The following is a 13,042-nucleotide window of genomic DNA, read 5'->3' as shown; positions in this document are numbered from 1 at the left end:
TCCTAGTTAGAAAGGGGGGAGTGAATGTTTACAGAAGTATTCCAGTTGTTTGGTACAATTGGAATTAAAGCAGATGAAGCTTATAAGGATTTAGCAAAGTTTGAGGAAAGTTTACAAAAGGCTTCTAAGAACATACAAGAAAAATTTCAAAAACCAGCAGAAGTACTTAATCAAATAAATGGCCAAATTCAAAAATTTGGTAACGGAGCGACCAATGTTTTTGGGAAGATTGGTAACAAAGCGGATCAGGCATATAAAGGTGTAGAAAAGTTTGAAGAGAGAGTGCAAAAAGCCTCTAATACAATGCAAGAAAAAATCCAAAAATCAGCAGATTCTCTTGGGAATATTAGTAAGCAAATGCAAACATTTGGTGACACTATTTCAAATAAAGTTACAAAACCTATAGAACAAGTCAATAGCAAAGCTTTACAATTTGCTACCGATTTGGAAGGTTCTCAAAAAAAACTACAGGATATGCTTGGGTTAACTGAAAAAGATGCAAAGAGTTTGGCTGGAACTATTCAACCTATCGCTCAACAAGTCGTGAAGATTTCCAATATAGTAATACCATCGTTGAAGCAAACGGTTGAGTTAATCAAATCTGTTTCTAGTCTTATATCTAAGGCGAGTGAAATCATTGGTGGCCTTGTAAATATAGTTAAAACATTAATGCAAATACCGGGTGCAATTACGGCGATTATTAAAGATGCCTTAAAACTAATTAAAGTTTTTAGTGAGTTCGCACAGATATTGACTGGTCTTGGAAAATCAATGTTTTCATTAGTATTAAGTCCATGGGGCATTGCAATACTTTTAATGGTTGGTTTAGTATATGTGCTGTATAAAAATTGGGATTCAATTGTGAAATATACAAAGCAGGCAGTGCAATGGATCAGTGATATTTGTTCTAAAGCCTGGGATGCTATCGTTAAAGTTGCGAAGTCAGTATGGGATAGCTTGTCAAAGTTTTTCTCAAGTTTTTGGGAAGGAACAAAAAAAGTATTCCAATCTGCGGTATCGTTTATAGATAAAATACTTAGCGGGGCATGGAAAATAATTACCACTGTAATTACAATGTATATCAACATATGGAAAAAGACATTTGAAATTGGTTGGAATTTAATAAAAACGATATTCAATACAGTGCTAAACGTAATAAAAAGTGTTGTTAAGTTTGCTTTAGAATTTATTAAAAGCTATATTTCTACTGCTATTAAAACATGGCAAAATATTTTTAAAACTGGCTGGGATATTATAAAAACAGTTTTTACGACGGTGCTAAACTTTTTGAAAACATTTATAAGTGGTGCATTTCAAGCAATTCGCAGCATAATTACGACTGTGATGAATGGGATAAAAACCGTCATTTCTACAGTGTGGAATGGAATAAAGGTAATTTTTACGACTGTATTAAACTTCTTAAAATCAGTTGTAAGTAGTGTGTTTCAAGCAATTCATAGCATAATTACAACTGTAATGAATGGAATAAAGACGGTTATTTCTACGATTTGGAATGTAATTAAAACAGTTTTTATAACTGTATTAGAGACTATAAAGAGTTTTGTGGTTACAGCATTTCATTTTATAAAAAACACAATTACGACTGTAATGGATATCGTAAAGTCTATTATTGTAACCGCATGGAATTTTATTAAAGAAACAATAATAGTTGCTGTTCGGACATTTGTTAACTTTGTGGTGGATAACTTTAATAAGATAAAAAACACAATATTTAGTGTTGTTGGTGCTATTAGAGATTTCATAGTAAGTAACTTTGCAGCAATTAAAAAAGCTATCGTCGGAGCGTTTGACGGCATTGTTGATACAGTAAAGGATGTATTCGGTAAAGTTGGTTCTATAGTGAAAGGGATAGCAAACGACGCTGTAAGCTGGGGGAAAGATATTATTGCTGGTATTGGTAAAGGTATGACATCTATGGCTGGCTGGGTTGTTGATAAAGCTAAAGGCGTTGTAGACGGAATACCAAAAGCAGTTAAAAGTTTCTTTGGTATAAAATCTCCTTCTCGTCTAATGATGGAGTACGGCGGATATATTACAGAAGGTCTTGGTGTAGGGATGGAAAAAATGATCCCGGCTGTGGACAAGGCTTCTGGATTGTTAAATAAAGCGGTTGTTCCACCGAAACCGATGCAACTAGTAACGGATGTATCTACCCGAATTGGACAAATGGGGGCACATTCTGCTGATATGATTGGAAAATCTGCACATCCATTTGCTGGACACTCTTCTGTTGAAAAGAAAACAGATAAAGGTGTTACAATTCAAAATGCTACATTCAAAGTTGCTGTTGAAAAATTGCAAACTGCAGAGGATTTTGTGAAAATGAGAAAATTACTACAAAACGTAGTTGCTGACGATCTAATGGGAATGGCGGTGCGTAATGTATGAGTATATTAAAAACATTGCATAGAAGAGCTGGTTCATATCATCTCTTATGGGATGTTACAGAATTAAAAAGTACAATTAAATATACTATTAATTTTTCATGGCCTGGGACATATAATTTTTCTTTTATGTCCCAAGTTCCTATTGGTTCTGATGGTATGTTACCAGATAAATACTTTATTGTTCGAGTAAATGGTATTGAAAAATTTAGAGCAAGAGGTGCTTATGCCTGGGAAGCAAGAGAAATTTTTGTTGGTGCAGGGCCACAAACAATTGAATTTACAACAATCGGTTACGGTTCTTCTGACGTAGCCTATTTGCGCGATGTTTATTATCATGCATATGGACCGATACCTACAATTGCAATGATTGAACAAACGAAAATGCCTAAATCCTTAAACGGATTAAAAAATTACAATGTTATGCATGGATATCCTCGTTACCAAAGTACTGGTAATAAAGGATGTGAAGTAGAATTTACTGCTTTATTCAATGATATCAGTCATTGGCGTGAGTTCATGAGTGAAATATATCGCCCTCATATTATTACAGGTGATTACGGTACCTATGGTGGTATAATACCGCCTAATGAAGTTGATGCAATACGTAAAGGAACACTAGTAATAGCAAAGTGTAAATTAATATCTATGTCACAAGCAGGTATTGGAGTTGATGGAATGTGAGAGAAGGATCTATTTCTTTAATCAGAATGTTGGGGAGCTATTTCCAAGTGGGGAATAATGCTCCTAATTTAATTGTTTATATGAAAAAAAGAGAATCTTCTTCTTATGTACAAATACAACATCGTGTAGTAAGCCTGGAAGTGCAAGAGAACGCAGATCAGTTCGCAAGTACATTTTCTATTACCTTTGCTAATGAATATGGGCAAATGGCACCTGATAACTGGTATGGTAAGTTTTCTTCCATTCAAGAATGGTTTTACAACAGTGAAGTAACAAACACAAACCAACTATATCCGCAGACTGAATTTAAGGTTTCTATCGGTTATGGTGAAGAAGCTTTACCGTATATACATGGTTTTGTATCTGACGTAAAGGTGAATGCCGAAAGCGGCACAATATCAGTTACCTGCACAACATCTTATAAAAAGGTTCTACAAAAATCAGTAATTCCAACGCCGGGATCAGATGAAATTGTTGCACCGACTGGAAATGTGTATGATGTAGTGAAATTCTTCCTTGAAAAAGCAGGAGTTACATTACACGGTAGTAGGGTAAATATTCCCGGTACAAATCAAAGCTGGATTGTTGAAGGGGCAACTGGAAAGAGGTTTCAAAAGTGGGATGAAATTGTAAGGGATATTATAGATACAACATTCCACTACATTAAACATGAACCAGATGGAAGTTGTACATTTATGAAAATGCCAGACTATGCAATTAATGAGCCTGCAAAGTTTAGTTTTAGAGAAGGCGAAAACCTTATCTCTTTAGATATGCAATTAACAGATCAGGACATTAGTAACAGTATTGTTATTAAATGTGGAGATTATGCTAATGGTTTTATTAATTCATTCTTACTTAAAAATGTCTCTTTAGGGGATTTGCGAGAGGAAATGATAGAAGTACCTTGGGCAACAACATTCTTTGCAAGAAGGGCAGTTGCTGCAGCTTATCATTTAAAAGCGATTCAAAAGTTCAGAACATTAACAGTTGCTGTGATAGGGGATCCGCGAATTCAATTGTTTGATGTGGTTTCCGTCTATAATAGGGATTCTGGGCAACAATGGAACTACTTTGTTAAAGGAATTAACACAATGATTTCTGCTGATGATGGATTCTATCAAACTTTAGATTTATCTGTTAACTATGGGTATGAACCTACCCCATATACAGATATAGCAGGAATCACAGTAAATGTTGATACATTAAGATTAAAGCTTTGGGATTGGGATGTAGAGGATGGAGATTTATTAAATATTTATTGTAACAATAAATTAGTCGAAGAAAATTATTTTATTCGGAACAATCCTACATACGTTGATATTTCGCTTGAATATGGAGTAAATATCATTGTATTTGAAGCGGTTCGAAATCCTAAAGGGATTCTTACAGGCCGTTTGCAAGTACTAGATACCAAGAATAATATCTTGTTCGATTATGGTTCCTTACCAGATTTATCATTTCCTCGAGTAAATCAAGATAAAGATCACTATTATACCCAAAGGCCAGCAAAAACTTGGTCTGTTACAAGGGTAAATTAGGGGTGATTCTATGATAATGCAAAAGAACTTATATGATCCTATTATGTATTTAATGAAAGGATTAATTGATAGAGAATTTTACAGCGGTGGAAAACCGATGCCTGGTAACGATCCAAATGATGTTTTTAAAGAGGCTATGACCGAAGGGTATACACTGGTTCGTGATGGTGCTCGTTTATCGGCAGTTGATGGAGATAAATATCTGCACTACGATTTGGTTTTTAATGGACAAGCACTACTTGAAAAGGTCATTATATCCCATAAAATAACAGGTAAAAAGATGGAGATTCAACTAATTTATAACGCAAATAAACAATTAGATCGAGTACAACCAAGGCTTATTAATAAAGGTAACGGTATGTTATCAGATTTACCAATTCCCGATGTGTCGTAATGATGTATGGGGATTTTTTAATACAATAAAAAGGGTGATTACCTTTGTTTGAAACAACTTATATAGCTGGTGGCCGATTAGATGCGCCATTTTATCCAACGAAAACTTTTCCGTATATGAAAGGTTTTATAATGGATTCTAAAGCATGGACAGAAGATAAGATGGAATACGTATTACCAATTGACATGGAGTTTTATGCCATTAGCGTGAGTAGTTCTATGTATGAAATCGATGATAAATGGTCGCTTATTGTAAATGACGGTATTGTTTGTGAGGATATTTATACAAAAAAAATACCAGAAGGTATAAGTCTTATGTCCTATATGCAATTAAAGGCCGGAGATAAAATTATTTTTAAATTTCATAACCAAGGAATTAATAATAAGCAAGTATGGATTGCTTTACAGTTTTTGAAGTAATGGGAGGGAGATTATGAGTTTTGCTGTAAATTATATGGCAGGTGGCCGATTAGATGCTCCATACTTTCCAACCAAAACGATTCCTTTTATAAAAGGAAGAAGAATAGGTGTTTATGAAAATATTCATCATAATGAATTTATAGCACCAGTTGATATGGAAATGATTGCATTTTCTATCGGTGCATCAAAATATAACGATAATGACTATTGGAATTTATATATTAATAATGAAAAAATAGCAGATGAAATTTATATGAAAGATGTTCCCGAAGGATTCAATTTTTCTGTTGTTAAACAAATTCCTGCGAAAGCGATTATCCGTTTTGAATATATAAATAAATCTTTAGAGAAAAAAGCTATTTGGCTTAATTATCAATTTTTAAAAGATTAGGAGTGAAGTAAAGTGGCGTTTATTGAAAAGGTATTTCAAGAAGGAAGTTTCTTAGATGATCTTATAAATGTAGCAACTAGTAACGGGTGGACAAAGGTTAAAAAGTTTCAAAAGGCGGGGTATCCTTCAGAATTGTTAAGGTATTCTGGTGGTAATGACGCATTATACCGATTTGGAATTGCGGAACATACAATTATTAAAAACGCAGAAGGGACTATGTATGGATTAGTCCAAATCGCATCTTGGGATATTGCTAAAAAGGATCTTTCGTATAAATTTAATACGGAAGAGGATAAAGCGGAGTTTATTAAGGATGCAAAATTAAGATATAGTAGAAATCTTGATCGTTCCTGTTTTTATGTTTATATGATTGAAAAAGAACCTGTATTTAAAGATGGGACAGCGACAGTAGTAGCATTTGATTCTTTCCTAAAAATGTTAATAGATGTTGAAGTGAGTAAAACAGATGTTGTTATAAAAAATGGCTCTACAACTATAGAATATACTGATGTTAATACGGATGTTATGATGTCACCGTTTGTAAAAATTACATTACGTAACCCAAATTTAGAAGGGGTTGATGTGAAAACAAATTGGTGGCCTGATTCATTAGTTAGAGTGACTGGCCAAGTAGATAAGGATCGTGTAGTTTTATTAATTCAAGCAGATAATACACCTGCATTTGAAAATAATGTAGTTCCGGTTACACCTTTATACATGGGCAAAATTGAAAGCTATGCGAAAGATGATCAAATTGGTGACGCACTTTGGGCTGGGACAGCATTTGATACAGGTACAGAAAATAGCTCACATGCATTTGATTTTAATGATAAGAAACCATATAGAAATGTCAATGATAGCTTGCCAATTTTAAAAACATATCCTAAATCACCAGGTAATGGTATTGATAACGTTATTATTAAGCGCTCGCGATTAGGGGCTAGATATCAAGCGCATTATATTGCTTGGAATGTTGCTCCGAATGAGATGCCGCCTGATAGAAAAGGAGTAAATGGTGGTCAATATCCACTAGCTTGGCAGTCTCATGATAATGATGAATATAAGTATCAATTTAATCCTTCGGTATATAGTGGTCGAGTTCATACATCTCGTGCTTATATTGTTCATCCAGATGAAGGTGTGCGAGGTTTCTTACCTCATATGGTTTTACTATCTCCTTTAGGATTATTGAATGGGGATAAGTTAAAAGTGCGAAAGAATACTTGTCCAGATACATTTGATATTTATCGTTTTTATAATGTTGATGCGATTTCGCCAATCACAAAAAGACCAGCGACACCATATCGTCCAGCTGGATTAGGAATTTATGAGAAGTCAATGTAAAGGGGAGAGAAAAACATGTGGTTTGATAAAGTAGCTTATTTACAAACATTACCAGTTGAGTTAGAGAAAATGATTACAGAGCGAGGATGGAGTCGAAAGTTATACTTTAAAATTAGAAGTGGTATCAATAAATTTATTGATGTTCGATTATTTGAATCGTTAGGTAGCGATGGAGAATGGCGCAGATTTGGAGTGGCAAATGCTTATGATACGAGCGATTCTGATTTTACAGATGGTAGATTTATTCCTGTGGATTCTCCACTAGGAAAGCTAGGCATGGGAGATGGAGTGAAAAAGGAATTTCAAATTCCGACATTTCCTGTAGTTGAAAGTTCTTTATTAGTGTATGTAAATAGCATTTTACTAGAAAAGGATAAATATAAAGTTGATGCTAAAGCGGGGAAAGTTATTTTTAATCAAGCGATTGCAAAAGGAGATAAAATCACCTGTGAGTATCGATTAACAAATGATGCATACGAACCAAATAATGATATGATTTTCTTTACGTTTAACCAATATTTTATTGAGAAGGAAGTAAAGTTATCAGATGCTGAAAGTGATTTAGGAAACGGTACCGGTTCAAAAAAATCATTTAATTTGCCATTTTCAAACTTTGATGAAAGTCGTTTTATGGTTTATAGAAATAATCAGATGGTCGATCCGGGGGAATATACAATTTCAGATACAGCAATTGAATTTCAAACTGCCCCAAAAAGTTCCGAGAACATTAAATTTTCTGGAGTGTATTTTTTAGCACCAAAGGCAGACGGAACGTTAGATACTTTAGTAGCAAAGACATCATTTGACGTGCAAAAAATGGAAAGTATTATGGCTGAAGTATATTCTACAGTTAATTTTGTAAACCCTTCGCCTTATACACCAATTAGTTTTACACCAGATGCTCGTTTTACAAAAGATTGGAAACGTGATTCTGTCGTTTATATGTATGGAAATGGAAACAAAGACCGTATTGTTATGTTTATGCGTGTAGATCCAACACCAAGTCCTGTTCGAGCATTATTTGTACCATTATATATTGGAAGAATGTACACATTTGATAATGCACCGCGTAAAAACACTGTAATTATTGGTGGTTGTCGTAACGGAGATCAATATAATTATGCGCCTAATAAAAAAATTGGAAATGCAAATTTAGACTACGGAGAAAATACAGGTAATGGAAATGATTCTGTATTATTAGCTCAATCATACACAGGTGCAATGTATCAAAAACATTATTTATCATTTATTACGCACGATATGGATATTGATAGTGGACAAGGTCGATTTAATCCATCTGTCTATAGTGGGAAATATCATCTGTCACAGATTTATATCGTTCATCCTAATGATGGATATGTTGGGAAATTAGATGATGTTTATGCTGTTCACCCAAAAAATATTCAACAGGCCGATGAATTGGAAATTGAAAAGGAAGTTACAAGTGAATCTTTAGGAAAAGGAAATGGAATGAGAAAAGTTTTCCATTTAGAGCATAAACCAAAAGCAGGAACACTTAAGTTGTTTAATGCATGTACTCTAGTTCCTAATACTGACTTTATTTTAAATGAAGATGATAAAACAGTGACGTTTAAAGAAATTCCAATTAACGGGGTAGAGATTACAGCAAGTTATGAATTTGCACAATTATATCGTTATACGTTGCCGACTACCGCAGTCTCTCCGATGACACAAGCGAAAGCAACGCCATTTAATCCAATTGGTCTAGCTATTTATAAAGAAGATATTTAATCATATAAGGGGGAATGCAGAGAGTGAGTGAGAAAATTTATTCTATTGCTTCCCCTTCTTTATGTACGAAAAAGAAGAGTCATGTTGTTTCGATTCCTTTGGGATCAACAATGAAGAAAACATATAGTCTCTCGCTTTCTGTTTTAAATCCTTTTGTAAAAAATGCGAATAATTTTCCAGTCAGTTTGCCACCATATTCAAGATTCAAAGCTGTTAAGGAAGAAGATGCTGGGGTATTTGCAACCAAAATAGTAAAGGGAAAAGGTATATTAACAGACCTTGTTGTAGAGGCAATAAGGCAAGTTGAGGTGACTGCTAATATTGCTAAAGTGGATATTGCAAACCTAATGCGGAGTATCAACATGGAACTGTTAAGCATACAGGATTCTAAACCGCTTAAAGAAATTCTTGCAGATGTTCATTACTATCAGAAAGCAATGCAACATGACCGAACTTTTGATATGGAACATATGGAAGGGAACAATGGAAGCAGATTAGATACAAAGTATGCAGATGTAACAGAAATGTCTAGTACAGATCGTAAGATATATAAAGCAGGTAATATGCTCCCAATTGAGCAAGAGAGAGTAAAACAGAAATTACGAGAATTTGCAACCAATGTAGATGAAATACCGCGATGGGTACAGGTTGCACGTATTTTATATGGCGAAGGATTTTATGAAACAATATTGACTGAAAGAAGAGAAAAAGAAATATGTAGTACTGTAGTTAGAAATGTGGATCATGTAGAGATTAGCCAAAAAGAATTACCTGTACAAGAGATAAGTGATTTTGAGCTTTATAATAACTTGCCAAGAGAAGTAACTACTTCTTATGAGGAATTTGATTTATTTACTGATACAGGAATTCCGGTTTATATGCCAGATTATGATTTGTTTGCTCGTAAACAAAGAGAAATACAGACTCGTAATATAAATTACAATACAGCGAATAGAAATGCCATTCAGCGGAATGGTGAAATGAATTATTTTGAATTTGTAAATAGAAAAGCACTGAAGATAGATGGAAGATTTATTAATATAGAAGATTTAGAGCGTAAAAAGTTAGAACTTCAAACTAATGAATATGATGTGTCATATGCGGACCGCATAATACAAGACATATATACATATGGTGGCCATGTATATAATAACGCTCAAAAACTATTAATAGAATATGATTCATCTCACATAGAAATGAATGACATGAATCATATAACGCATGAATATGAAAGTAAATTCATAAATGAATATGAGTTATTGGAAAGACAGTACCATTCTAATGAGGTAAATTTAGTAGAAACATTGATGGTATCAAGTCAGAATCATTTGTACATGGATTATAATCTTCCAGAAATGATACAGAGTAATGTGCTCACAAAAGAAGTAGAAGTAAAATTAGCTGAAGACGAACAAGTTAATAAGAAAACGAAACATGTATGGACTGAATATATACACCATGAGGAAATGGACCTAATACATAAACAATTATTTGGGACTATTCAAGATAACTATGAATTTGCTAGTAGACAAATCAAAAAATTGACTGGATTTTATGAGGAATTTGATCTTTTTAATAGTTTAGGAATCCCAGTTTATATGCCAGACTATGATTTATTTGCTCGTGTACAGAGAGAACTACAAGCGAAACAAATAACAGTTAATTCAGCTAAAAGAGACATACGTTCAGTATATGGTAATGTTCGTGATACGGATCTAGCAGATAGAAGCATACAAGAGAAAGAGGGAGTCTTTTTCGATGTAGCTGCTATAGATAGAAAAGTATTACAAATGGAAGTGAATGTACCTTCTTATGAACTTTCTAATCGAGTTATAGATGAGCAAGAAGCAATGGGGATATATGGATATGAACATTTTAATCGAGTAAATGGACAGTATCATACTGCCCAAGCGGATATATCTTCCATGGATCGGATTCTAGGTGAAATAGAAACTCCATTTACAAATGTCTATGAATTAGCAAAGCGCAACCTTCACGAGTTGTTAGTGGAGGATGATAAAGTAGCGGATTCTGTATTGTATGATCGATTGTTTATAAGTGAAGAAAGTAATGAACCAATAACAAGTGAAAGAGTTAAAATCGATAATGAATCAGAATGTATTAGCCCTGTAGAGTTTACAAAGCAAGAACAATTGATAGCACATAATGAAGAAGGATATGACCTTGTTAGTAGACACGTAAAAGAACAGGATTCTCGTTACGAAGAATTTGATCTTTTTGATTTAATAGGAACTCCAGTTTACTTACCGGAGTATGATTTATTCGCAAGGATTCAAAGGGAATTACTAACGAATATAGAGACAGCTGAAATAGCTAATAGAGAAAATAATATAGAAGCAGAAATTAATACGGTTGATTCGATTGGTAATTTAGTGAAAGAAGTAGCAACTAATATAATTGATAGTACTGATATAGGACATATTGAGAAAGAGTTACAAACTAGTATTGAACAATATGAAACTGCAACGAATGATAGGAATTGGTATGCAGAAAGTACTATATCTGATCCGATGACAAAACGAGTGCCAGAAATAGATACGCATATAATCGCTACTGATCAACTCGAGAGAATAATAAAAGAACGTAATACAAATGTAATCAAGGATGAAGAGTTAGAACGACTTACGAAACAACTCATAATGAAAATTAAGCATTTTGATGATATGCGACAAATTAATAATGAGTACGAGTCAAATATTTTTGAAGCAGACGAATGGCAAAGAAAAGCAGATAATAAAGCATCAATACATGAATATGATGTAAGTGAATCTGGAAGAGAACTAGCTAGTGAAGAAATCCGTACAACTTTAACAAATAAGTACAATACTTTTAATACTACTATTGGTGACATAGAACAATCCAGTCGAACAGTAGACAGTGAAAGTATACTTGTTGAAAGTGATACTTTTGTATTAGAAAAAGAAAAAGAAATAGAAGCATTGTATGAAGAGTTTGATCTATTCGAAGGATTAGGGATTCCAGTTTATTTACCAGATTATGATTTGTTTGCAAGGATCCAAAGAGAATTACAAACAAATATAGATACGTATGAAATAATGAATAAAGAAAATGAAACAAGAGCAGAAATTAGTTCATTCTATCAATTTGGTAATGTCTTGCAAGAAGTTGATGCGACTGTTGCAACGATAGATAATGTAAAAGTCGTAAAAGAATTAGCTGCAGAAATGATCGATAAAGAGAATTTTAAGATTATTGACAGAGAGTTACAGATTAGTATTGAACAATATGAAACCGCAATGAATGATCGAAACTGGTATGTAAAGAATATTACATCTGCCCCAATGGAAAAGCTTATGAAAGAGGCAGAGGCAAATATAGTAGTCACGGATCAATTTCATAAAGATGTAAGAGAATTTAATACAAATGTAGTGAAGAATGAAGAAGTAGAACGTACAGTACGAAATATAATGATGAATATTTTAGAATTGAAGGATATGCATCGGAAGTCAATTGAAGGGGCTTTAAATATACATGAGCTATATGAATGGGAAAGAAAATCAACTCATAAAGCATCCATAAATACATACGGTATGTTTGAAAATGTAAGAGAATTATCTAGTATAGAGATCCAATCAACCCCAGTGAATAGAAGAAATCTCGTTCATACGAATATAGATGAAATAGAACAATTTAATCGCATTTTAGACAACGAAAGTATACTTGTTGAAAACGATACGTTTAAATTAGAAAATATCTATCAGGCAGAAGAACCGGTTGAATTTGAGGAAAGCGATATATTAATCGAAGAAGAACCAAAAATATGGTTAAAACATAGCCGGGAATCTTGGTGGAATAATTGGAATTGGAAGAAAACGAGATAATAAAGTAGAGTGCTAGATTAGTTTTTATTTAAGTATATGATATCGAATATTTGTATTTTATGGCATTATGTAATTTTTAAAATTGAACTGCTAGAGCTGTTGTAAAAGTAAAAGCTTAAGCAGTTCAATTGTATTTTAAATGTCTTTTAGTAAGTAAATTAGTTCCTTTCTGTTATGCATGAAATATTTAAATTTATTGATCCATCAAGCTGTTAATACAAATAGTTAGGGCATAGTAATTGCTACTGA

9 protein-coding genes are annotated in these 13,042 nt (G+C 33.4%); all 9 read left to right on the top strand.

Annotation, left to right across the window (positions count from 1 at the left end):
- Positions 1–24: 24 nt before the first annotated feature.
- Genes ACO6VI_RS22730 through ACO6VI_RS22690 form a run of 9 tightly spaced genes read left to right on the top strand, consistent with a single transcriptional unit; the run spans position 25 to position 12,793 of the window.
- Positions 25–2,409 carry a phage tail protein gene (locus tag ACO6VI_RS22730; protein ID WP_422424147.1) on the top strand — a complete coding sequence of 795 codons (2,385 nt, stop codon included), beginning with the start codon at positions 25–27 and terminating at the stop codon, positions 2,407–2,409.
- Positions 2,406–3,089 carry a hypothetical protein gene (locus ACO6VI_RS22725; protein ID WP_000025596.1) on the top strand — a complete coding sequence of 228 codons (684 nt, stop codon included), beginning with the start codon at positions 2,406–2,408 and terminating at the stop codon, positions 3,087–3,089. The genes ACO6VI_RS22730 and ACO6VI_RS22725 overlap by 4 nt, the downstream gene beginning before the upstream one ends.
- Positions 3,086–4,630: a hypothetical protein gene (locus ACO6VI_RS22720; RefSeq protein ID WP_001206668.1), complete on the top strand. Its 1,545-nt coding sequence runs from the start codon at positions 3,086–3,088 to the stop codon at positions 4,628–4,630. Before ACO6VI_RS22725 ends, ACO6VI_RS22720 begins: the two co-directional genes overlap by 4 nt.
- Before the next feature lie 10 nt (positions 4,631–4,640).
- Positions 4,641–5,024 carry a hypothetical protein gene (locus ACO6VI_RS22715; protein ID WP_069603979.1) on the top strand — a complete coding sequence of 128 codons (384 nt, stop codon included), beginning with the start codon at positions 4,641–4,643 and terminating at the stop codon, positions 5,022–5,024.
- 44 nt (positions 5,025–5,068) lie between these two features.
- Positions 5,069–5,443 carry a hypothetical protein gene (locus tag ACO6VI_RS22710; protein ID WP_000464270.1) on the top strand — a complete coding sequence of 125 codons (375 nt, stop codon included), beginning with the start codon at positions 5,069–5,071 and terminating at the stop codon, positions 5,441–5,443.
- Positions 5,444–5,456: 13 nt separating this feature from the next.
- Entirely contained in the window at positions 5,457–5,834 is a 378-nt protein-coding gene (locus ACO6VI_RS22705) for a hypothetical protein (protein WP_000006644.1), read from the top strand.
- 12 nt (positions 5,835–5,846) lie between these two features.
- The gene (locus tag ACO6VI_RS22700) at positions 5,847–7,178 is read left to right on the top strand and encodes a hypothetical protein (protein ID WP_240853369.1); all 1,332 of its coding nucleotides are present in this window, start codon (positions 5,847–5,849) and stop codon (positions 7,176–7,178) included.
- Between the two features lie 15 nt (positions 7,179–7,193).
- Complete coding sequence (locus tag ACO6VI_RS22695; protein ID WP_327898293.1) at positions 7,194–8,930, top strand: hypothetical protein; 1,737 nt, start codon at positions 7,194–7,196, stop codon at positions 8,928–8,930.
- Positions 8,931–8,944: 14 nt separating this feature from the next.
- Positions 8,945–12,793, top strand: coding sequence for a hypothetical protein (locus ACO6VI_RS22690; protein ID WP_422424143.1), 3,849 nt, complete (start codon positions 8,945–8,947; stop codon positions 12,791–12,793).
- Positions 12,794–13,042 lie beyond the last annotated feature (249 nt).

The sequence above is a fragment of the Bacillus sp. PSXD-155 genome (assembly GCF_049310765.1).
Lineage (GTDB): Bacteria > Bacillota > Bacilli > Bacillales > Bacillaceae_G > Bacillus_A > Bacillus_A cereus.
This window is presented reverse-complemented; position numbering and strand designations above follow the sequence as displayed.

Coding starts and splice junctions, on each gene's coding strand:
- ACO6VI_RS22730 (WP_422424147.1), top strand. CDS start 25: ATGTTTACAGAAGTATTCCAGTTGTTTGGTACAATTGGAATTAAAGCA.
- ACO6VI_RS22725 (WP_000025596.1), top strand. CDS start 2,406: ATGAGTATATTAAAAACATTGCATAGAAGAGCTGGTTCATATCATCTC.
- ACO6VI_RS22715 (WP_069603979.1), top strand. CDS start 4,641: ATGATAATGCAAAAGAACTTATATGATCCTATTATGTATTTAATGAAA.
- ACO6VI_RS22705 (WP_000006644.1), top strand. CDS start 5,457: ATGAGTTTTGCTGTAAATTATATGGCAGGTGGCCGATTAGATGCTCCA.
- ACO6VI_RS22695 (WP_327898293.1), top strand. CDS start 7,194: ATGTGGTTTGATAAAGTAGCTTATTTACAAACATTACCAGTTGAGTTA.
- ACO6VI_RS22690 (WP_422424143.1), top strand. CDS start 8,945: ATGCAGAGAGTGAGTGAGAAAATTTATTCTATTGCTTCCCCTTCTTTA.